The sequence below is a fragment of the Pseudomonas sp. BNK-45 genome, from assembly GCF_047456255.1.
Lineage (GTDB): Bacteria > Pseudomonadota > Gammaproteobacteria > Pseudomonadales > Pseudomonadaceae > Aquipseudomonas.
The window spans coordinates 3,380,603-3,402,992 of sequence record NZ_CP179909.1 but is presented as its reverse complement, the minus strand read 5'-3'; the positions used below and the strand labels follow the sequence as shown (position 1 = coordinate 3,402,992).

General features: G+C 65.3%; 18 protein-coding genes. 16 read left to right on the top strand and 2 right to left on the bottom strand.

Annotated elements, in window-relative coordinates:
* Positions 1-352 precede the first annotated feature (352 nt).
* A complete protein-coding gene (locus ACMGG8_RS15870; RefSeq protein ID WP_414159908.1) occupies positions 353-2,638 on the bottom strand; it encodes an FdhF/YdeP family oxidoreductase in 2,286 nt (761 codons plus the stop codon).
* Positions 2,639-2,886: 248 nt separating this feature from the next.
* A complete protein-coding gene (locus tag ACMGG8_RS15865) occupies positions 2,887-3,780 on the bottom strand; it encodes a DMT family transporter (protein ID WP_414159907.1) in 894 nt (297 codons plus the stop codon).
* A gap of 132 nt (positions 3,781-3,912) precedes the next feature.
* On the opposite strand from ACMGG8_RS15865, the gene ACMGG8_RS15860 reads away from it, so the two are divergent.
* The 16 genes from ACMGG8_RS15860 (at position 3,913) to gspM (ending at position 22,367) form a co-directional block, all read left to right on the top strand.
* A complete protein-coding gene (locus ACMGG8_RS15860) occupies positions 3,913-4,350 on the top strand; it encodes an Lrp/AsnC family transcriptional regulator (protein WP_060840034.1) in 438 nt (145 codons plus the stop codon).
* A 302-nt stretch (positions 4,351-4,652) separates the two neighbouring features.
* Entirely contained in the window at positions 4,653-5,294 is a 642-nt protein-coding gene (locus ACMGG8_RS15855) for a response regulator transcription factor (protein ID WP_060840035.1), read from the top strand.
* A 31-nt stretch (positions 5,295-5,325) separates the two neighbouring features.
* Positions 5,326-8,970, top strand: a complete 3,645-nt coding sequence (locus tag ACMGG8_RS15850; protein ID WP_060844040.1) for an ATP-binding protein — start codon at positions 5,326-5,328, stop codon at positions 8,968-8,970.
* 214 nt (positions 8,971-9,184) lie between these two features.
* Positions 9,185-10,741 (top strand): N-acetylglucosamine-binding protein GbpA, encoded by a 1,557-nt coding sequence (gbpA, locus tag ACMGG8_RS15845; protein ID WP_060844041.1) that lies wholly within the window; start codon positions 9,185-9,187, stop codon positions 10,739-10,741.
* Positions 10,742-11,058: 317 nt separating this feature from the next.
* Entirely contained in the window at positions 11,059-12,612 is a 1,554-nt protein-coding gene (gene gbpA / locus ACMGG8_RS15840; protein WP_115580436.1) for an N-acetylglucosamine-binding protein GbpA, read from the top strand.
* 135 nt (positions 12,613-12,747) lie between these two features.
* Entirely contained in the window at positions 12,748-13,296 is a 549-nt protein-coding gene (locus ACMGG8_RS15835; RefSeq protein ID WP_414159906.1) for a type II secretion system protein N, read from the top strand.
* Positions 13,293-15,212 (top strand): type II secretion system secretin GspD, encoded by a 1,920-nt coding sequence (gspD, locus tag ACMGG8_RS15830; RefSeq protein ID WP_060844044.1) that lies wholly within the window; start codon positions 13,293-13,295, stop codon positions 15,210-15,212. The genes ACMGG8_RS15835 and gspD overlap by 4 nt, the downstream gene beginning before the upstream one ends.
* A complete protein-coding gene (gspE, locus tag ACMGG8_RS15825; RefSeq protein ID WP_060840041.1) occupies positions 15,209-16,702 on the top strand; it encodes a type II secretion system ATPase GspE in 1,494 nt (497 codons plus the stop codon). Before gspD ends, gspE begins: the two co-directional genes overlap by 4 nt.
* Before the next feature lie 2 nt (positions 16,703-16,704).
* On the top strand, positions 16,705-17,922 hold the full coding sequence (gene gspF / locus ACMGG8_RS15820; RefSeq protein ID WP_414159905.1) for a type II secretion system inner membrane protein GspF: 1,218 nt from the start codon (positions 16,705-16,707) through the stop codon (positions 17,920-17,922).
* A 16-nt stretch (positions 17,923-17,938) separates the two neighbouring features.
* Complete coding sequence (gene gspG, locus ACMGG8_RS15815; protein ID WP_060840043.1) at positions 17,939-18,373, top strand: type II secretion system major pseudopilin GspG; 435 nt, start codon at positions 17,939-17,941, stop codon at positions 18,371-18,373.
* Positions 18,374-18,376: 3 nt separating this feature from the next.
* The gene (gene gspH, locus ACMGG8_RS15810; protein WP_414159904.1) at positions 18,377-18,871 is read left to right on the top strand and encodes a type II secretion system minor pseudopilin GspH; all 495 of its coding nucleotides are present in this window, start codon (positions 18,377-18,379) and stop codon (positions 18,869-18,871) included.
* Positions 18,855-19,241 (top strand): type II secretion system minor pseudopilin GspI, encoded by a 387-nt coding sequence (gspI, locus tag ACMGG8_RS15805; RefSeq protein ID WP_231978971.1) that lies wholly within the window; start codon positions 18,855-18,857, stop codon positions 19,239-19,241. The genes gspH and gspI overlap by 17 nt, the downstream gene beginning before the upstream one ends.
* Positions 19,238-19,837, top strand: coding sequence for a type II secretion system minor pseudopilin GspJ (gspJ, locus tag ACMGG8_RS15800; protein ID WP_060840045.1), 600 nt, complete (start codon positions 19,238-19,240; stop codon positions 19,835-19,837). The genes gspI and gspJ overlap by 4 nt, the downstream gene beginning before the upstream one ends.
* On the top strand, positions 19,830-20,717 hold the full coding sequence (gspK, locus tag ACMGG8_RS15795) for a type II secretion system minor pseudopilin GspK (protein ID WP_060844049.1): 888 nt from the start codon (positions 19,830-19,832) through the stop codon (positions 20,715-20,717). The genes gspJ and gspK overlap by 8 nt, the downstream gene beginning before the upstream one ends.
* A 6-nt stretch (positions 20,718-20,723) precedes the next feature.
* The gene (gene gspL / locus ACMGG8_RS15790) at positions 20,724-21,863 is read left to right on the top strand and encodes a type II secretion system protein GspL (RefSeq protein WP_414159903.1); all 1,140 of its coding nucleotides are present in this window, start codon (positions 20,724-20,726) and stop codon (positions 21,861-21,863) included.
* Between the two features lie 3 nt (positions 21,864-21,866).
* Positions 21,867-22,367: a type II secretion system protein GspM gene (gene gspM / locus ACMGG8_RS15785; RefSeq protein WP_414159902.1), complete on the top strand. Its 501-nt coding sequence runs from the start codon at positions 21,867-21,869 to the stop codon at positions 22,365-22,367.
* Positions 22,368-22,390 lie beyond the last annotated feature (23 nt).

Sequence of the window (22,390 nt, the reverse complement as noted above, 5' to 3'; positions counted from 1 at the left end):
CAGTTCTTGCGGCCTCCGGGTTGCCGCCTGCTGCGAGGCTGAACAAACAAGCAGCTGCAAGCGGCAAGCTTCCAGCCACAAGCTGTTTGCAGCAGTTCTTGCGGCCGCTGGGTTGCCGCCAGTTGTGAGGCTGAACAAACAAGCAGCTGTAAGCGGCAAGCTGTCAGCCACCAGCTGTGAGGTTGAACAAACCTTGTGACAAGAGCGCTTACTGTGGCGAGGGAGCTTGCTCCCGCTGGAAGGCGCAGCCTTCCCAATGCCTGAGTCCCCTTCCTATCAGGCAGACCGCAGATTCAGGTTTTACGGCCGCTGCGCGTCCGAGCGGGAGCGAGCTCCCTCGCCCATTGCCGGCTCAGGAGGCGGCGCTGCCCAAGGTCGAGCGCAAGACCCGCACCGGCACCGATTTGTAGGACGGCGTGCCGCTGTCCACATCCAGGTAGTCCAGGGGCACCAGGCGGTTGGCCTCGGGGTAATAGGCGCCCACAGTGCCCGGGGCGATCTTGTACTCGATAGCGGTGATGTTTTCGTAGCGCAGCCGCCGCCCGCCGATGACCGTCTCGATGTCCACCAGGTCACCGTGGGCCAGGCCACGGGCGGCCAGATCCCCGGGGCTGATGAACAGCACGTCGCGACGGCCGAAGACCCCGCGATAGCGGTCGTCCAAGGCGTAGATGGTGGTGTTGTACTGGTCGTGACTGCGCAGGGTGATCAGCCGCAGGACATCGGCGCCGTCCACTTCCTTGTCCTCGTGCAGCCCGGGGAAGACGAAGAACTCGGCCTTGCCCGAGGGGGTCAGCCATTGCCGCTGGGCCGCCGCCAGGGGCATGCGGAAGCCGCCGGGCACGCGGATCCGGGCGTTGTAGTCGTCGAAGCCGGGCACCGTCTGTTCGATCAGGTCGCGGATCTTGTCGTAGTCGGCCACCAGTTCCAGCCAGGGCACGCGGCTGTCGGGCAGCGTGGCCTTGGCCATGCCGGCGACAATCGCCGGTTCCGAGAGCAGAAGCGGCGACGCCGGGGTCAGCTTGCCCGCCGAGGCGTGGACCATGGACATCGAATCCTCCACGGTGATGGCCTGGCGCAGGCCGTCCTGCAGGTCCAGCTCGGTGCGGCCCAGGCAGGGCAGGATGAAGGTCTCCTTGGCCACCAGCAAATGGCTGCGGTTGAGCTTGGTGGCCACGTGCACGCTCAGGTCGAGCCGGCTCATGGCCGGGAAGCACTGGCCCGGGTCCGGCAGGGCCACGGCGAAGTTGCCCCCCAGGCACAGCAGCGCCTTGGCCCTGCCGTCGATCATCGCCTGCATGGCCTGCACCGCATCGTGGCCATGGGCCGAAGGCGGCGTGAAGCCGAAGGTCTGCTGGAGCTTGTCGAGAAAGGCCTGCGTAGGCTTCTCGGTGATGCCCACGGTGCGGTTGCCCTGGACGTTGGAATGGCCGCGCAACGGACAGATGCCGGCCCCCGGCTTGCCCAGGTTGCCGCGCAGCATCAGCAGGTCGCAAATCAGCCGCACATTGGCCGTGCCTTCGTTGTGCTGGGTGATGCCCATGCCGTAGGTGACGATGGTGGCATTGGACTTGGCGTAGGCTGCGGCGACCATTTCCAGGTCCGCCTGGTGCAGGCCGCTGGCCTGCTCGATGTCCGCCCAGGCGGTGGCGTGCAGGTCCGCCGCCAGGGCCTCGAAGCCCTGGGTGTGCTCGGCGATGAACTCATGGTCCAGCACCTGCCCGAGGCTGTCCTCCAGGGCCAGCAGGGCCTTCATGATGCCCTTGATCGCCGCCGCATCGCCGCCGGCCTTGACCTGGAAGTAGGACGAAGCAATGCGGGTCGAGCCGTAGGTGGCCATCTCCACCATGTTCTGCGGGTCGGCAAAGCGCTCCAGGGCGCGCTCGCGCAGCGGGTTGAAGACCATGATTGGCACCTTGCGCCGCGAGGCTTCATGCAGGGTGCCCATCATCCGCGGGTGGTTGGTGCCCGGGTTGTGGCCGATGGAAATGATCAGCTCGCAGAGGTCGAAATCCTCCAGGGACACCGTGCCCTTGCCGATGCCGATCGAGCGCGGCAAACCGACGCTGGTGGGTTCGTGGCACATGTTCGAGCAGTCGGGGAAGTTGTTGCTGCCGTATTCCCGAGCGAACAGCTGGTAAAGGTAGGCCGCTTCGTTGGAGGCGCGGCCGGAGGTGTAGAACTCCACCTGCTCGGGCTGCAGGCCCCGCAGGATCTGGCCAATACGGTCGAACGCCGCCTGCCACGCCAGCGGCTTGAAGGTATCGCTGGCGCGGTCATAGACCAGGGGCTCGGTGAGGCGGCCCAGGTCTTCGAGCTGATAGTCGGAACGCTGCAGCAGCGAGGTCAGCGGATGCTCGGCGAAGAAGGCCGGGGTCACCCGCTTGTTGGTGGCTTCCCAGGTCACCGCCTTGGCGCCGTTTTCACAGAACTGGAAGGTCGACTTGTGCTCCTTGTCGGGCCAGGCGCAGCCCGGGCAGTCAAAGCCATCGGGCTGGTTGGTGCGCATCAGGGTCAGGGGCGCCTTGAGCGCGTCCATCTGTTCGCGCACCGCCGTGGCGGTAGCCTTGAGCGCGCCCCAGCCACCGGCGGGACCATCGTAGTTGCGGATTCCGGGAACCTTGCGTCGAGTGCTCATGATCGCTCCAGGGCCGACCCGGCACGACGCGAGTCGGTGGTTGCGGATGGTCGAGGCGTACCCGGGCGGGTTGCCAGGGGCCTGGATCACAGGGGGTAGTGCGTGGCAACAGTGCCGACACTGGATAAAAGCTAGCGCTGCGCCCCGGCCTGTCAAGCTCAGGCGCCGACCGGCACAGACGCGACGCTGGCGCCCGGGCCCGCCAGCGTGGAACCTATTGCCGGTCCCTGCCCGGCCTCAGCCTGCGCTCATTGCAGAACGCTGCGCCGGCGCTTGAGCGTCCAGCCCTGCTGCATCCCGGCGGCAGCCAGCAGAATCGCGGCGACCCCCAGCCACTGCAACAGCCCCAGGCGATGCCCGAAGGCCAGCCAGTCGACGAAGATCGCCGCGATCGGATAGATGAAGGACAAGGCGCCGGTCAGCGCGGTCGGCAGCTTCTGGATCGCCCCGTACAACAGCACATACATCACCCCGGTATGCACGATGCCCAGGGTCAGCAGGCTGGCCCAGGCCGTGGCCTGCTGGGGTGGCTCGGCGAGGTTGGCCCAGGGCGCCAGCAGCAGGACCCCGGTGCAGACCTGGATCAGCGCGATCAGGTGCGGCGGCGTGCCGCTCAGGCGCTTGATCAGCAACGCGGCGAAGGCATAGAGCAATGCCGCGCCCAGGGCCAGGGCGATGCCCAGCAGATAGTCGCTGCCGGCGTCGCCCTCGGTGCCATGGGCGCTGACGATGGCCAGCATCCCGGCAAAGGACAGGCACAGCCAGAACAGCTTCTGCGGGGTGATCTTCTCTCCCAGGAACAACGCCCCCAGGGCCACCAGAATGAACGGCTGGACGTTGTACACCGCGGTGCCGATGGCGATCGAGGCCCGGGAGTAGGAACCGAACAGCAACACCCAGTTGCCGACAATCGCCACGCCGCTGAGCACCGCCAGAAACAGGCTGCGCCGAGTCAGAATATTCCTTCGCAAAAAACCGAAAGCGCCGCAAATCAGCAGCAACGCGCCGGCACCGAACAGACAACGCCAGAACACCACGTCCAGCACCGGTTGTCCGGACACCAGAACGAACCAGCCAATGGTTCCGGAAATCAGCATCGCGGCGGTCATTTCCAGTGATCCGCGACGGGTCAGTGCATCCATCATCAATCTCCTCTGACAAGGGCCAGATTATGCCCAGCGGCACACGGCCATCGCCAGTTCAAAACCTGGGCTAGTATGCACTCAGGCCTTTTTTATCAAGGCATAAACGCCCAATCACCTAACGAGGTTGCCATGCTCGATGCCATCGACCAGGCCCTGATCAGTGCCCTGATGCAGGACTCCCGCCGCTCCCTCAAGGCCCTGGCGCAGATCAGCGGGCTGTCCGCCCCCAGCGTGGCCGAACGCCTGAAAAAACTCGAAGAACGCGGGGTGATCACCGCCTATACCCTGGAAATCGACCCCAAGTCCCTGGGCTACCAATTGCAGGCCATTGTCCGGATTCGTCCGTTGCCGGGCCGCTTGCAGGAGGTGGAGCGGCAGATCCTGGCGATTGCCGAGTTCACCGAATGCGACAAGGTCACCGGTGAAGACTGCTTTATCGCTCGGTTGCAGGTGCGCTCCATGGAACAGTTGGACCGCTTGCTGGACCGACTCAACCATGACGCCGAAACCAACACCGCGATCATCAAGAAATCGCCGATCAAGCGGCGGTTGCCGCCCATGAACTGACCCCGTGAAATGGGCTTTTTCACCGCGGAAAAAGCCCCTGAAAACGGCCTGCAACTGTGGGGTGAAAAGGCCGTTCCAGAGGCGTTTCTTACGAAAAACCAGCTGACTTCTCGAGCACTTTTCAGAAAGTTTCCCCTTAGGCATAAGACGATTCTTAAAATCTCCCAGACGTCTTTTTGGCGTCAATTTCAGTGATACCCTGCGAATCCTCTGACGACCCCACTAGCAAAATGCCTGCTCCTTTGCGGAAGCTGCGCATTGTCGTGGGCTCATGCCTGTCGAAAAGCCGAGTACAAGAACCCATGCCGATCCGCGTGCAGATAGCCGATGACCATCCCTTGACCCTGATTGGGATACACACCCTGCTGGAAAACCGCGCCGAACTGGAAATCGTTGCCCAGGCCCACAGCGTGGAAACCCTGTTGGAGAACCTGCAGCGCCAGCCCTGCGACCTGCTGCTGACCGACCTGATGATGCCCGGTGGCGATCAGGTGGATGGGATTCGTCTGATCAGACGCCTGCGTTCACGCTACCCGGAGCTGGCCATCGTGGTGATCACCATGCTCGACAACCCGGCGCTGATCAGCAGCCTGCTCAAGCTCGGAATCCAGGGCCTGGTGAGCAAGCGCGGCCTGCTCAACGACCTGCCCAAGGCCATTGCCGCCAACCCCCGCGCGCCCTTCGTGTCGCCGTCGATCCAGCATCTGCTGGACACCAGCACCGCCCTGCATGGCAAACCGCTGCTGCAGCCCGAACAGTTGTCGGCCAGAGAGATCGAGGTGCTGCGCCTGTATGGCACCGGCATGAGCATCGGCGCCATCGCCCAGCACCTGTGCCGCAGCAAACAGACCATCAGCACGCAAAAGAGCAGCGCCATGCGCAAGCTTGGCCTGGACACCTCGGCCAGCCTGTTCCTGTACATCCAGGAACACGGCCTGAGCTGAGCGGTCCTCAAAACTCCGGAGCTTCCCCCCTATGCCCCTGATTTCCCGTCCCCCCCAGTTCTGGAGGCTGATCCGTGTCTGCCTGCTGTTCAGCTTCATGGTCCTGGTCAGCCTGTTTTTCAGCCTGCCCGCCCACTGCGCCGAGTCGCAAGAGCCGGGCAATCCGTCTTTGGCCCGGCTACTGGACATGCGCAGCACCCTGCCCCACAAGGTGCTGCGGGTAGCGACCATCGTGCCCCCCGAGCGGCCCCTGGAAAGCGCCGGCAACCAGGTGCTCAAGGTGATCTCCGACGAATACCTCAAGCTGATCGGCAAGCAGCTGGGCCTGCGCTTCGAGTACGTCGAGCTGGCCTCGCCCCAGGACGCGATCCGCGCCCTGCTCGAACACCGTATCGACCTGCTGCCCCGGGCCACCGCGCTGGAAGCGCAGACCCCCGGCCTGTCCCTCAGCCGTCCGTACCTGAACAACCAGCCGATCATCGTCGGGCGCATCAACGACCAGAGCCTGCCACCGGACCTGGAAGATAAGCGGGTGCTGGTGCTGGACAACTACCTGGACCTCAAGACCGTCAGCAAGACCTATCCGCGGGCCGACATCAGCGGCGTGCACACCACCGCCCTGGCCCTTGAGCAACTGGCCGGCAAACAGGCCGACGCCTTTATCAGCGACCGCTTCCGCACCACCCTGTACATGCAGGCCCGCCCCGACCTGCGGCTGCACAGCAAGTTCTATCCACAGTTGCCCGACGCCGGCTTCGCCTTCGCCGTGCGGCGCGAGGATGCCACCCTGCGGGCGCTGATCGACTACGTGCTCAACGCCATTCCCGAGGAGCACAAGCGGCGGATCCAGAACCAGTCGAGCCAGGAGCCCTTTCCCTTCGCCCCGACCGAGTCGTTTTCCCTGACCCCCGGCGAACTGAACTGGCTCACCGCGCACCGGCAGATCAATCTGCTGGCGGAGGAAGCGCCGCCCTACATCTACCGCAATGCCGAGGGCCAGTGGGCCGGACTGAGCATCGATATCCTGCGCACCCTGGCCAGCTCGTTCCGCCTGCAACTCAACATTCAGCCCAGTCTGTCCAGGGCCGGCGACCTGGAACAACTGGCCGCCGGCAACGCCGACCTGACCACCCGCGACCTGGGCCTGCCCGACAACGCCCGGGGCATCGGCCTGAGCCAGAGCTACGGCACCCGCAACTGGGCGTTTGTGGTGCGTCATGGCGACAGTTCTCCCAGTTCCCTGGACGCCATGCTGGGACGGCACCTGGCGCTGCCGCGCAACCACCCGCTGCTCGAACACCTGAAACAGCGCTACCCGGACATCCATCTGGTGCTCACCGAGGATCATCGCCAGGCCCTGAACCTGGTGCTGCAACGTCAGGTCGACGCCACCCTGGACACCCCGGTGGGCACCGAGGCGCTGTCCGGTTCCGGGCTGCAGTTCGGCCTGGCCTTCGACGCCCTGCCCACGCCCCACCGCTTTGCCGCAGCCCCTGGTGCCAGGGAGTTGCTGAGCGTGCTCGACAAGCTGCTGGACTCCATGGCCAGGAACCCGCAAAGCGACATCCAGCTGATCGCCAAACAACAGTCCAGCGCCGCGCTCTGGAGCTGGGTCGCCGAGCAGGCCTGGCATGTGGGCGTGGTGATCCTGATCATCTTCGTGCTGTCGCTGATCTGGAACTGGCGCCTGAAGATCCAGGTGCGGGAAACCATCTGCGTGCAGACCCGCCTGCAGGACAAGCTGGCCTTCCAGTTCTCCCTGCTCAACGGCCTGCCGACGCCGCTGTATGTCTGCGACCTGGACGGCCGATTGAGCACCTGCAACCGCGCCTATGAGGAGTTCTTCGCCACCTCCCAGGAGCAGGTCGAGGGCTGCCTGCCCACCGAGCAGCCGAACATGCCGCGCGACTTCGCCGAGGTGCTGCAAGAGGAGCATCAACTGCTGCTGGCCAATCACCGGCCGCGCTTTCTCGACACCAGCCTGTGGATCAAGGAGCAGCAGTACTGCCTCTATCAGTGGCTGGTGCCGTTCTACAACGCCCGCGGAGTCCTGCAAGGCTTGCTGGGGGGCTGGCTGGACATCTCCGAGCGCAAGAACCTGGAACTCAAATTGCGCGAAGCCAAGCAGATCGCGCAGAAGGCCAGCGCCGCCAAGAGCGAGTTCCTCGCCTCCATGAGCCACGAGTTGCGCACCCCGCTCAACGCCCTGGTCGGTCTGCTGGAGCTGGAAACCAGCGCCAGCCAGGCGCCCTCGCACAATCTGCGGGTGGCCCAGCAATCGGCGACCTCGATGATCGACCTGATCGGCAACATCCTGGATCTGGACAAAATAGAGAGTGGCCTGATGCAACTGGCACCCCACCCCACCGCCCTGGAACCCCTGCTCGCCAACGGCCTGGGACTGTTTGCCGTGCAAGCCCGGGAGAAACGCCTGCAACTGAACTTCGACTATCAGGCCAGCCCCAACCGGCTGTACTGGGTCGACTCGCTACGCCTGCAGCAGATCCTGCACAACCTCTTGAGCAACGCCTTGAAGTTCACCGACCGCGGCCACATCCAGGTCACCCTGCGCGAAACCCATGTGCAGGACAGCAACAGCCTGCTGACCCTGAGCGTGCGCGATACCGGCATCGGCATTCCCCTGGCCAACCAGGCGGGGATTTTCGAGCCCTATCGCCAGGCCACCGCGCGCACCGCCCACCTGTACGGCGGATCGGGCCTGGGCCTGAGCATCTGCCACCAGCTGGTGCAACTGATGGGCGGCCGCATCTGGCTGGAAAGCGAACCCGGACAAGGCTGCTGCATCCACGTCGAACTGCCGGTGAGCTGGCAGACGGCAAACGCGGAAGTGACGGAAAAACCGGAAGTGCCGCCGATCACCGGCAAAGCCTTGCGGGTGCTGGTGGTGGACGACGTCTCCACCAACGGCCTGGTGCTGACCCTGCAGCTGGAGCGCATCGGTCACGTGGCCGAACACGTCAGCAGTGGCGAAGAAGCCCTGCAGCTGCTGCGCCACCGCCACTACGACGTGTTGATCAGCGACTGCAACATGCCGGGCATGGACGGCTACAGCCTGGCCCGGGCGGTGCGTGAGGCCGAACAACAGAGCGGGGCCAAGCCGCGGCTGATCGTCGGCTACACCGCCAGCGCCCTGAGCAACGAAGCGACCCAATGCTCCAACGCCGGGATGAACGATCTGATGATCAAGCCGGTGACCCTGGCCCGGCTGCAGGAAGTCCTGGGCAGCCACACTGGCGCTGGCGAAGAGCGGGTGCGCGCCTTCGACATCGACCACCTCAAGGACCTGGGGGAAAACAGTCCGACCCTGCACCGGCGCATCCTCAACGAACTGACCAAGAACCTGCAGCAGGAAATCGCCGAACTGCGCACCTGCGTCCTGGCCAATACCCCGCACCTGATCAACGACCTGACCCATCGCCTGAGCGGCGTGGCCTGCCTGATCAACGCCCAGGACATGGCCAGGACCTGCGACGCCCTGAGAAAGGTCGACGTGAGCCATCCGCCGTCCGTGCGCAACTGCCAGCAAGCGCTGCTCAGCGCCATGGAGCAGGTTTACGCAGAGGCCCGGAACCAGCTGGCCAGCTTGCGCGACCCCCTTGGCAGCGACAGCCCGCCCCTGGCCCAGAGCGCACAGACCCAAGGCTCGCCACCCTGAACCGCACCTCGGTGCGCCGAGTGCCTGGGCCGGGCCCGGCCAACAGGCCCTGGCGCCACTCTCGTACTTGTCTCATTCAACCGCCGCCCCCTGCTGCCTAACCTTGCGCTGGCTTTCGAGCACAGACAGTCAATGGCGCCAGACTCCCGACGAGTCGCTACGCCAGCTCTCGATTGCTTGTTGAATCCAATCACGTCCAATCAGGGAACAATCGATGATCACGCGGCATACCTTCCAATCATTCCTCAAACTTCCGCTGGCGATGGCTATCGGCATGGCGGCGCTCAGTGCGCAACAGGCGGCCGCGCACGGCTATATCGAAAACCCCAAGTCCCGCGCCTACATGTGTAGCGCCAAGGGCGGCAACCTGAACACCAACTGCGGCCCGGTGATCTACGAGCCACAGAGCGTCGAATACCTGGCCAACGCCAGCCGCGACGGTTTCCCCAGCACCGCCCAGGCCTGCCACGGTGAGTTCACCCGCTGCGGCCCGGCCAACGGCACCATTGCCGCCGGTGGCCTGCGCCATTTCGCCAAACTCAACGAACAGACCGCCAGCCGCTGGACCAAGATGAGCATCAAGCCCGGGCTGAACACCTTCGACTGGCGCTACACCGCGGTACACGCCACCCGCAACTGGCAGTTCTACATCACCAAGAAAGACTGGAACCCCAACCAGCCACTGACCCGTGATTCGTTCGAAGCGACGCCGCTGCTGACCGACAACTGGAACAACACCCTGCCGACCAAGACCGGCGGCCTCACCAGCCACAAGGTCAACATTCCGGCCGACCGCAGCGGCTACCACATCGTCCTGGCCACCTGGATGGTGAGCGACAACACCAACACCTTCTATCAGGTGGTGGACGTGAACATCGAGAACAGCGAAGTCGCGCCGTCGAGCTGGAAGAATATCGGTGCCGTTCAGCCCGAGGCCCTGAGCATCGGCGACAAAGTCATGACCCGGGTGTTCAACGACCAGGGCGAACTCTCGGCCAAGCAGGTCACCCTGAACATCGACAGCGCGGAACTGGCCAAGGAAAGCAACTGGCCCAAGGCGCTGGCGGAAAAGGTCAACCGGGCCAAGCTCGGCTATCAGATCGGTGAGCTCAACGACAAGGACCAGGTGGTGCCGCAGTTCGGCAAGAACAGCATCTTTGTCGACAAGAACAGCGACATCAACAGCGTGCTGATCGCCAAGGAACAAGCCGCCAAGCCGGCTGAACTCAAGGTCTCCGGCATGCAGTCCGAGTACAGCCTGAAGGACGGCAAGGTCGACCTGCACTTCAATGCCATCGCTCTGAACGGCGACTTCACCATCACCGCCAGCGTGGTCAATGCCAAGGGCGAAACCGTTGCTCACCAGCAAGCCGACAGTGGCAACAATACGCCGCACTTCAGCCTCGCGCTCAAAGGCGTGACAGCGGGCCAGTACGATCTGGTGGTGGTGGCCAAGTCGAAGAAAGGCGAGCTGCTGCAAGAGACCATCAGCTTCAAGCTCAAGGCCGAGCCAGAGGTTGAGGAAACCCCGGGCGGCGGTGGCAACGAGGGCGGCACCACTCCCGAGACACCGGCCAAGTACGACCACGTGTTCCCTGAAGGCCTGAAGTCCTACAAGGCCGGCACCCTGGTGCTGCAGCCCAAGGACGGCAAGACCTACCAGTGCAAGCCGTTCCCGTACAGCGGCTACTGCGTGCAGTGGAAGGCCGGCGTGACCCAGTACGAACCCGGCACCGGCTCTCACTGGCAGATGGCCTGGATCCTCAAGTAACCCGGCAACTCCCCAGTTGCTCCTTGGGGCGTGACGCGCAAGCGTCACGCTCATTTTTTTATCCGGCCGGCGCGCTTTTGCACGCCTGCAAAGGCCCGTCAGACGGGTCGCGCCGATCCGCCAAGAATCCAGCAAAAGCTTGTTCTAGAGCCCTTTGACTCTCGTACTCGTCCCATGGGAACACCCGGGAGCAGCACGTAGCCTGTGCTCGCTGGCAAGGCTGCCGGAACAGCGGACCTCCAAGGTGTCCCATTCCCCCATCACCGGCTCCTCGCAGCGCTTCAACACTCATTTTTCAATTGCTCAAGGCATACAGCATGATCAACTCCAACCGGACTCGCTCCTTCCTCAAACTGCCGATCGTCATCGCCATGGCGACGGCGGGACTGGCCGCCCAGCAAGCCTCGGCCCACGGTTACATCGAAAGCCCCAAGTCCCGCGCCTTCATGTGCAGTTCCGATGGCGGCAGACTGAACGTCAACTGCGGTCCGGTGATGTACGAGCCACAAAGCACCGAGTACATCGGCGTGCCTGGCCGTAACGATCTCGAGCACTTTCCAAGCAACGCCCAGGCCTGCACCGGCGACTTCAAGGTATGCGGCCCGGCTAACGGCACCATCGCCGCCGGCGGCCTGGTGCGTTTCTCCCCGATCAACGAGCAGAGTGCTACCCGCTGGGCCAAGACCACCATCAAGCCGGGCCCGCAGAACTTCACCTGGCACTACAAAGCCGGTCACGCCACCCGCTACTGGCAGTTCTACATCACCAAAAAAGACTGGAACCCGAACCAGCCGCTGACTCGTGACTCGTTCGAGATGACCCCGCTGCTGGATCAGCCATGGCCGTCCGGCACCGTCCCAGCCCCGTCCGAAGGCAAAACCCATCACACCGTGGACATCCCGTCTGATCGCTCCGGTTACCACGTGCTGCTGGCCACCTGGAAAGTCAACGACACCGACGCCACCTTCTACAGCGTGGTCGACCTGAACATCGACAATGGCGCGGTCATCCCGTCGAACTGGAACACCGTGGGCGCGGTACAACCTGAAGCCCTGAGCATCGGCGACAAGGTCAAGACTCGCGTCTTCAACGCACAGGGCGAGCTCCACGCCAAGCAAGTGGTGCTGAACATCGATAGCGCCGAACTGGCCAAGGCCGACGTCTGGCCGCGCGAGCTGGCGAAGAAGGTCAATGCCGCCAAGCAGGGCTACCAGATGGGCCTGCTCAACGACAAGGACGAAGTGGTGCCGAACTTCGGCAGGAACGAAATCCTGGTCAAGAAAGGCAGCGACATCGTCAACGTGATGATCGACAAGGAACAGGCTGCCAAACCGGGCGAGCTGTCCATCACCGGCATGCAGTCCGAATACACCCTGAAAGACGGCAAGACCGAACTGCACTTCAACGCCATCGCCAAGAACGGCGACTACACCGTGAAGGCCACCGTGTTCAACGCCAAAGGCGAAAGCGTGACCTTCCAGCAAGCGCCGGCCGGCAACACCCCGCACTTCTCCATGCCGCTGAACAATGTCAGCCCCGGGGTCTACGACCTGGTGGTCGTGGCCACCTCGAAGAAAGGCGAAGTGCTGCAAAAGTCCGCCCGCTTCACCCTCAAGGCCGAAGCCGGCGGTGGTGAAGGTGGCAACGAAGGCGGCAACGGCGGTGAAGGCGGCGCCAAGTACGACTACGTGTTCCCCAATGGCCTGAAATCCTACAAGGCCGGCACCGTGGTCCTGCAACCCAAGGACGGCAAGACCTATGAGTGCAAGCCTGGCGCCGTCGCCGGCTGGTGCACCCAGTGGACCAGCGGCTCCAACGCCTACGAGCCGGGCGTAGGTTTCGCCTGGCAGTCGGCCTGGAACGCCAAGTAAGTCATAGCGTCAACCACCCGAGCGTGGCGCCACGGCGCCACGCTCCTTGTTAGCGGTCAAGCCCCCCATGAGCTCAACCCCCTATTCAAGAACCCTGCTCTGGCAGGGTGAAAACCTGCCGAGGCGCCTGTGCTTATGAGCGCCCTTCGCCCCTCGCTTCGCGCTGGCCTGCTGGTCGGCGCCTTGTCGTTTCTGGCGGCCTGGCTGGCGTGGCTGGCGTACGGCAGCTGGCAGTTCCGGCAAAGCCTGAACCCGGCGAGCCAGCAGGCGCCCGCCGTGGTGCCGGCGCCCCCCCGGTCCCAGCCCGACCCGCAAGCCATCGCCCGGCTGTTCGGCGTCCAGTTGCAAGAGCACCCAAGCGACCTGCCCCGGGTGCCGCTGAGCCTGCTGGCCAGCTTGGTGGCCGCTCACCCGGAGCAGTCCCGGGCCCTGATCGAATCGCCGGAAGGCAGCCGCTTCTATGGCATCGGCGAGCCCCTGCCGGGCGGGGGCAGCCTGCGCCAGATCGGCACCGGCCAAGTGCGGGTGCAACGCTTCGGCGAGGAACTGATCCTGAGCCTGCCCCAGCACGCAACGCCGTTGCTGACCCCGCAGGCAGAGGACGCCGCCGCGGCCCAACCCCATCCACAGCCAGGCAGCGGGAGCCTGCTGCAACCGTCTGTGCAATCCCCTGGAGCATCATGAATCGAGCCTTTATCGCCGGGTCCCTGCTGACCCTGGGCACCCTGATCAATCCCGTGTACGCCACGGAAAAAACCGCCGCGGCCCAGCAATGGACCCTGAACATGAAGGACGCCGAGCTGCGCGACCTGGTCAACGAAGTGGGCCAGATCACCGGCAAGACGATGATTCTGGACCCGCGCCTGAACGGCAAGGTCACGGTGCAATCGAGCACCGCCATGGATCAGCAGGGCATCTACTCGCTGTTTCTCACCGCCCTGCGCAGCCAGGGTTTTGTCGCCATGGACCAGGGCGATCGGGTGCTGATCCTGCCGGTGGCCGAAGCCAAGACCAAGGCCCACGCCGAGCCCAGCGGCGCCAGTGAAGAGTTCGTGACTCAGGTCATCGAACTGAACAACGCCAACGCCAGCGAAGTGGCCAGCGCGGTACGCCCGCTGGTGGCCGCGGACGCCTACATGGCGCCCTCCACCACCTCCAATGCCCTGGTGATTTCCGACAGCGCCAACAACGTCGAGCGGGTGCGCCTGGTGATCAACGAGCTGGATAACGCCGGTGGCCGGCAGTTCAGCATCGTGCAGCTCAAGCACGCCTGGGCCACCGAAGTGGCCAAGACCCTGACCGACAGCCTGGCCGACAGCAACAGTGCCATGACCAGCGCCAAGGCCATTGGCGACTCGCGCAGCAACCGCCTGATCCTGGTGGGGCCCGCGCCGGTCCGCCAGCAGATGCAGCGTCTGGCGCAGAGCCTGGATGTGCCGACCAATGTCGGCGACACCGCGCGGGTGCGCCGGCTCAACCACAGCGATGCGAAGAAACTCGAAGAACTGCTCAGCGGCATTGGCAAGCGCATGGAGTCCGGCAACCGTGGCGGCGACAGCCAGAAGCCCGACAGCCCGGTGCTGGTCAGCGCCGACACCAGCCAGAACGCCCTGGTGCTGATGGCCTCGCCGGCCCAGCTGGCGACCTTCGAAAGCATCATCAACGAGCTGGACCGGCCCCGGGCCCAGGTGCTGGTGGAAGCGGCGATCGTCGAAGTCAGCGGCGACATCAACCAGGCCCTCGGCGTGCAATGGGCCGGCAACCGCGGCAAGCTGTCCGCCGCCGCCAACTTCAATAGCGCCGGCCTGTCCATCGGCACCCTGCTCAACAGCCTGCAGGACGAAAAGCGCCCGAACCTGCCCGATGGCGCGATCATCGGCATCGGCGGCAGCAACTTCGGCGCGCTGATCACCGCCCTGTCCAGCGACTCCAACAACAACCTGCTGTCCACCCCGAGCCTGCTGACCCTGGACAACGAGGCGGCGGAAATCCTCGTCGGCCAGAACGTGCCGTTCCAGACCGGCTCCTACACCACCGACACCGCCGGCGCCAGCAACCCCTTCACCACGGTGGAGCGCAAGGATGTGGGGATCACCCTCAAGGTCACGCCGCATATCAATGAGGGCAACTTCCTGCGCCTGAATGTCGAACAGGAAAGCTCCGAGCTGGCCGCCGCGCCGCCGGGCATCAACACCAGCGACGTGATCACCAACAAGCGCTCGGTCAAGAGCACCATCCTGGCCAACGACGGGCAGATCATCGTCCTCGGCGGGCTGATCAAGGACAACGTCAAGGTCCAGGTCAGCAAGGTGCCGCTGCTGGGGGACATTCCCTGGGTCGGCCGTCTGTTCAGCAGCAGCAAGGAAGTCAACGAGAAGACCAACCTGATGGTGTTCCTGCGTCCGACCCTGCTGCGCAACGCCGCCAGCACCGAGCAGATGAGCCAGCACAAGTACAACAACATGCGCTCGCTGCGCAGCCCGGATGGCAAGACCGGCGGCCAGTTGCCTGCCGACGCCCACCGCCTGTTCGACGCCCAGCGCGATGGCGATGCAGGCCTGATCGACATGCGCGCCCCCGGCGCCCAGCGCCAGCCATGATCGCCACCCACGAAGACGCGCGTCTGGCCTTTGCCTACGCGCGCCGCCACGGCGTGGTGCTGGACCATCAGGCAGACGGCGCGGTGCTGTATTGCCGCGCCAGTACGCCGCTGTCGGTGGTGGCCGAAGTGCGCCGTTTCAACGGCGCGTTGCTGCGCAGCCAGGTGCTGGACGACGAGGCCTTCGCCCAGCGCCTGGCCGCCCACTACCGCGACGGGCAGAACGGCGCCAAACAGGTGGCCGACGGCCTGGGCGAACAGTTCGACGAAGAGTTCGATCTCAACAGCCTGGCCGAGCAACTGCCCAAGACCACTGACCTGCTGGAGCAGGAGGATGACGCGCCGATCATCCGCCTGATCAACGCGATCCTCAGCGAGGCGGTCAAGAGCAAGGCCTCCGACGTGCACCTGGAAGCCTTCGAAGAACACCTGTCGGTGCGCCTGCGGGTCGACGGCCTGCTGCGTGAAGTGCTGCGCCCACGGCGCGAGCTGGCGACCCTGCTGGTGTCGCGGATCAAGGTCATGGCCAAGCTGGACATCGCCGAGAAGCGCATTCCCCAGGACGGGCGGATTGCCTTGCGCATCGCCGGTCATGAGGTGGATGTACGGGTTTCGACCCTGCCCTCCAGTCACGGTGAACGGGTGGTGATGCGCCTCCTGGACAAGCAGGCCGGGCGTCTGAATCTCAGCCACCTGGGAATGAACGACAGCGTGCGCCAGCGTCTGGAGCTCGCCCTGCACAAGCCCCACGGCATTCTCCTGGTCACCGGCCCCACCGGTTCCGGCAAGACCACCACGCTGTACGCCGGGCTGGCCAGCCTCAACAGCCTGGAACGCAACATCCTGACCATCGAGGACCCGGTGGAATACCACCTGACCGGGATCGGCCAGACCCAGGTCAACGCCAAGGTCGACATGACTTTCGCCCGGGGCTTGCGGGCCATCCTGCGCCAGGACCCGGACGTGGTGATGGTGGGCGAGATCCGCGACCGCGAAACCGCGGAAATTGCCGTGCAGGCCTCCCTCACCGGGCACCTGGTGCTCTCGACCCTGCACACCAACAGCGCCATCGGCGCGGTGACCCGCCTGGTGGACATGGGCATCGAGCCCTTCCTGCTCTGCACCTCGCTGCTGGGGGTGTTGTCCCAGCGCCTGGTGCGCCTGCTGTGCCCGGAGTGCAAGGAGCCCCACAGCGCCGATGCCGCCGCCTGCGAACGCCTGGGCCTGAGCGCCGACGCCGCGCCGCAGCTGTACCGGCCCAAAGGCTGCAGCGCCTGCCAGCACTCGGGGTATCGCGGACGTCGCGGCATCTATGAGCTGGTGCTGTTCGACGACACCTTGCGCCAGCTGATCCACACCGGCGCCGGCGAGCACCAACTGCTGGAGCATGCGCGCAAGCACAGCGCCAGCCTGTTCGACGACGGCCAGGCCATGGTGCTGCAAGGGCAGACCAGCCTGGAAGAACTGCTGCGCGTGACCCAGAGGGACTGACCATGGCCGCCTACGAATACCTGGCCATGTGCGCCGCCGGCAAGAAATCCACCGGGGTGGTGGAGGCCGACAGCCCGCGCCATGCCCGGCAACTGCTGCGCGAGCGCCAGTTGGTGATCCTCAAGCTCAGCGCCGCGCAGAGCAAGCGCGTGCGTGGCAAAGGCTTGCTGCAGATGTCCGGAGGCGGCTTGAGCAGCGCCGAACTGGCCTTGCTCACCCGCCAGCTGTCGACCCTGGTCCAGGCCGCCCTGCCCCTGGAGGAAGTGCTGGCCGCGGTCGCCGCGCAGTGCGAGAAGCAACGGATCAAAAGCATGCTGCTGGCCATCCGCTCGCGGGTGCTGGAAGGCTACAGCCTGGCGGTGGCCCTGGCCGCCTACCCGCGGGCCTTCCCGGATCTGTACCGGGCCACGGTAGCCGCCGGCGAACGCTCCGGACACCTGGGTCAGGTGCTGATGAACCTGGCCGACTACACCGAAGCCCAGCAGGCGGCCCGTCAGCAGATCCAGCTGGCCATGCTCTACCCGAGCATCCTGATGCTGGCGGCGGTGAGCATCGTCGGCTTCCTGCTGGGCTTCGTGGTGCCCGACGTGGTCAAGGTGTTCATCGACAGTGGCCAGGAACTGCCACTGCTGACCCGGGGCCTGATCGCCAGCAGCGCCTTCCTCCAGGACTTCGGCCTGCTCCTGCTGCTGTTGGTGGCGGCCCTGGTGCTGACCGCCCGCGCCGCCGTCCGCAACCCGGCCACCCGCGAGCGCTGGCATGCCCTGGTGCTGCGCCTGCCGCTGCTGGGCCGGCTGATCCGGGCCAGCAACTGCACGCGGTTTGTCAGCACCCTGGCGATTCTCGGGCGCAGCGGCGTGCCACTGCTGGACGCCCTGTCCATCGCCAGCGAAGTGGTGGCCAATCAGAAAATTCGTACCGGTCTGAAAGACATCGTCCGGGGGGTGCGCGAAGGTATCAGCCTGACCCGGGCCCTGGAACTCAACGGCAGTTTCCCGCCGATGATGCTCTACATGATCGCCAGCGGTGAACGCTCCGGCGAGCTGGACAGCATGCTCGAACGCGCCGCCAAGCAGCAGGAAGAACAACTAGCCAACCGCATCGCCTTGCTGGTGGGCCTGTTCGAGCCGGCCATGCTGGTGTTCATGGGGGCCTCGGTACTGATCATCGTGCTGGCGATCCTGATGCCGATCCTCAGCCTGAACCAATTGATTACCTGAATCCGGAACCCCCTACGTGCAGACTCAGAACCAGCAACGCGGCTTTACCCTGATTGAAATCATGGTGGTGGTGGTCATTCTCGGGGTCCTCGCGGCCCTGGTGGTGCCGCAGATCATGAGCCGTCCCGATCAGGCCAAGGCCGCCGCCGCCCAGAGCGACATCAAGGCCATCGCCATGGCCCTGGACATCTACAAACTCGACAACCACCAGTACCCCAGCAGCCAGCAAGGGCTCGACGCCCTGGTCAGCAAGCCCAGCGGCAACCCGCCGGCACGCAACTGGAACCCCGACGGCTATCTCAAGCGCCTGCCCATCGATCCCTGGGGCAACGCCTATCAGTACCGCGTGCCGGGCGCCCGCGGCACGGGCTATGACCTGTTCTCCTTCGGCGCCGACGGCAAGCTCGGCGGCGACGGCCTGAACGCCGAGATCGGCAACTGGGACCGCTGAGCGGTGCAACGCTCCCACAGCAAGGGCTTCACCCTGATCGAAGTGTTGGTGGTGGTGCTGATCATCGCCCTGTCCGCGGGCATGATCGGCCTGATCAACCCCGACTCCGCCAGCCGTCAGGCACGCCGTGAAGGCGATCGCCTGCTGGCGCTGCTGCAACTGCTGCGCCAGCAGGCGGTATTGAGCAACAGTGACTACGGCCTGCGCATCGAACCCGACGCCTACAGCGTGATGCGCCTGGATGACCAGGGGCAATGGCTGGCCGACCGCGACTGGCGTGCCCAGAACCTGCCCGGCAGCCTGCGCCTGCGCCTTGAGATTGCCGAAGCCGGCCCGGCCCTGGGCCAGGCGGTTAGTCGCAGCGCCCTGCCCCAGCTGCTGGTGCTGTCCAGCGATGAAACCAGCGCCTTCACCCTGTGGATCGAGCACCGCAACAGCGCGCTGCTGACCCTGTCCAGCGACGGCATACAGGAGCCCCGACTTGAAACCGCGAACTGAGCGGGGTTTTACCCTGCTGGAAGTGATGGTGGCGCTGGCGATTTTCGCCACGGTGTCGATTGCGCTGTTCAGTGCGATCCAGCATGTGGCCATCAACAGCGGCAATCTGGCCGAACGCACCCAGGCCACCTGGATTGCCGACAACTACCTCAATGAACTGCGCAGCGGCATGCAGCCGCGCAGCAGCGGCCGCCAGCAACGACAGGTCGAGTTTGGCGGGCGCCGCTGGTGGCTGTTCAGCGAGATCGAAGCGGCGCCGGACTCGCGGCTGCTCAAGGTCAGCCTGCGGGTGTCGGCCGAGCAGGACCCGCAACGGGCCCGGCAGTACAGCCGCGCGCAGCTGCTGGGTTACATCGAGGCCAGCCCATGAACCAGCGCGGTTTCACCTTGCTGGAAGTGGTGGTGGCCATCGCCATCTTCAGCCTGCTGGGCCTGGCGACCTATCAGTTGCTGGACCGGGTGATGCGCAGCGACCAGCGCATCCAGACCCAGGAACTGCAATTGCGCCAACTGCAACGGGCCCTGAGCCTGCTGGAACGCGACCTGGTGCAGGTGCAACGTCACGCCCTCAAGGACGACCACAGCCATAGCCAGGCGCTGATCAGCCAGCCCCAGGGGCTGCGCCTGCTGCGCGGCGGCTGGCGCAACCCCCTGGACTATCCCCGCAGCCACCTGTTGCAGGTCAGCCACCGTTTCAGCGACGGCCAGTGGCTGCGCGAAGCCCAGGGCCTGGAACAAGGCAGCCTCAGTCAGGTGCAACCCTTGCTCAGTGGGGTCGAGCTGATCCATTTGCGCTTCATCGACGCCCTGGGCCAGCCCCATGACAGCTGGCCCATCGGCAGCGAGGCCCTGAGCCTGCCGGCCGCCGTGGACATTGAGCTCAGCGCGCCGGGCTTTCCCCAGATCCGCAGGGTCATGCTGCTGCCCGGCGGCGCTGAAGTGGACGAGGAACCGCCCCGTGAATAGGCCTCGCGCCCAACGCGGCGTCGCCCTGCTCAGCGTATTGCTGATCACCGCACTGGTGACCCTGGTGGTCAGCAACATGCTTGCCCGCCAGCGGCTCAGCCTGGCCAGCAGCAGCCACCTGGTGCAGCACCAGCAGCTCTGGCAACTGGCCCTGAGCGGCGAGAGCTGGGCCCGCAGCCAGTTGCTGGAAGATGCCCGCAGCGAAGGCGGCCTGCTGGTGACCCATCTGGGCCAGCACTGGGCCCGGCCGGCCCCGGCGTTCCCGATCGAAGGTGGCCGGCTGCAGATCCGGATCAGCGATCTGGGCGCCCGGCTCAACCTCAACAGCACGCTGGTGCCGGATGATGTGATCCCCCGGGCTCGCTACCAGCGGCTGCTGGCCCTGGCCGAGATCAAGCCCCACGACCCGGCGGCGCTGCTGCGCCCCCGGGATCGCCTGGGCCGCCCTCTGCCCCTGAGCGATATCAGCGAACTGCGGCCACTGCCAGAGGTGGGCGCCGACACCCTGCAACGCCTGGCGCCGCTGGTGGCGGCCTACGATCAGGGGCACATCAACCTCAACACCGCCGACGCCCTGGTGCTGGCCAGCATCGAAGGCATCGATCTGCCGACCGCACGGACCCTGGCCCAGACACGCCCGGCCAAGGGCTACCCGACGGTCGCCGCGTTTCTCGCCAATCCCATGCTGCAGGGCCGGGACATCACCGCGCGCGGGCTGAGCGTCAACAGCCGCCAGTTCCGCGCCACCATCGACGTTGAGCTGCATGGCCGACGCCTGCGTCTGGTCAGCGACCTGCGGGTCATGAGTGCCGACCAGGTCCGCGTGCAGCAGCGCACCTTGCTGCCCTTGCCGCTCAACGACCATTCGCTTACCGAGTAACCATTGATGAGCCACTGGCTTTACCTTTCACCCCATACCCCGGGCGACCGCCCCTGGCATTGCCACTGGTGGTCTGCCGACAGCGCCCCCCGGGAAGGCGATCTGCAGCAGGCCGCCAAACACCTGCGCGGGCAGGCCTTCGCCCTGCTGCTGCCGATGGAGATGGCCAGCTTTCATCAGGTCAGCGTCCCGGCCCGCAGCGGTCGCTGGTTGCGCCAGGCCCTGCACAGCGCCCTGGAAGAACACCTGATCGACGACGTCGAGCATCTGCACCTGGCCCATGGCCCGTTGCGCGAGGGACGTCACTGCTCGGTGCTGGTCATCGACCGCGAGCGCCTGCAGCGTTGCCTCAAGCGCCTGGCCGAGCATGGGCTGCAACCGTCACGCATGCACATCGACGCCGACTGCCTGCCCCAGGACCGGCCACGCGCCCTGGCCTGGGACGGCCGCTGGCTGCTGGGCGGCAGCGCTGCGCTGCGCCTGACGCTCAACCCGCAGGAGCTCGGCGAACTGGGCCGGCTGCTGCCGGACGGGCTGCTGTGGCAGGGCGCCGAGGCCCCCACCCTCGACGGTGTCGAACCGCCGCACTGGCAAGCCGAAGCGCAGCCCTGGCAAGTGCTCGGCCAGGGCAGCCTGCAGGCGATCGACCTGTGCCATGGCCAGTTCCAGCGCCGTACCCGGCAGAGCGCCCCCTGGCGCGTGGTCCTGCTGGTGCTGGCGATGGCCGGCGGCGCGCAACTGCTGCAGAACGTCGGACACCGACTCTACCTGGAGCAGCGCAACGACCAGTTGCACGCGGCCAGCCGCAGCCTCTGGCAAGAACGTTTCGCCGATGAACCGGCCAGCGCCGATCTGGCGCATCAGGTGCGGCTCAAGCAACGTCAGCACGTGCAGGAAGCCCCCGGCGTGGCCCTGCGCCTGTCGCAACTGGCACAACACTGGAGCGCCAGCGGCGGCGCCCTGTCTCAGATCCAGCGCCTGGATTACCAGGCCGAGGACGGCTGGAGCCTGCAAGTCAGCGCCCCGGCCTTTGCCGATCTGCAACTGCTGCGCGAGGGCCTGATCAACCAGGGCCTGAACGTCAGCACCGACTCATCCGTGCGTGACGCGCAAGGCGTCTCCGCGCGTTTTCAAATCAAGGAGTAAGCGATGAAGCGCCCCATCGCCTCGATCCCGGCTCGAAACGCCCTGACGAACCCACTCCGGCAAAGCTGGCAGCGTCTGGCAAAACGCGAACAACGGGCGTTGCAGGCCCTGACCGTCTTCGCCGGCCTGACCAGCCTCTACCTGCTCTGGCAACCGCAACAACAGGCTCTGGCCCAGGCCGAGCAACGCTATACCGAGGAAACGCAATTGCTTCACGATCTACAACAGCTACCCGCCAGCCCCTCCTCCCTTCGAGGCCCAGCCATTTCCGGCGATGCCCTGCCCGGCATGCTGGCCCGCTCCAGCAGCCAGGCCGGACTCAACCTCGAACGCATGGACCAGGAGGATCAGGGCCGGGTCAACCTCAGCCTGGAAGGCCCGCTCAACGGCCTGATCAGCTGGATCGACCAGCTGGAACAGCAGCACGTCTCGGTCCTGTCGTTCTCCATCGAAGTCGACAAGGACGCCATGGCCAGCGCGCGCTTGCAGCTGCACAGCCCATGAAACCTCGTCACTCCTGAAACCCG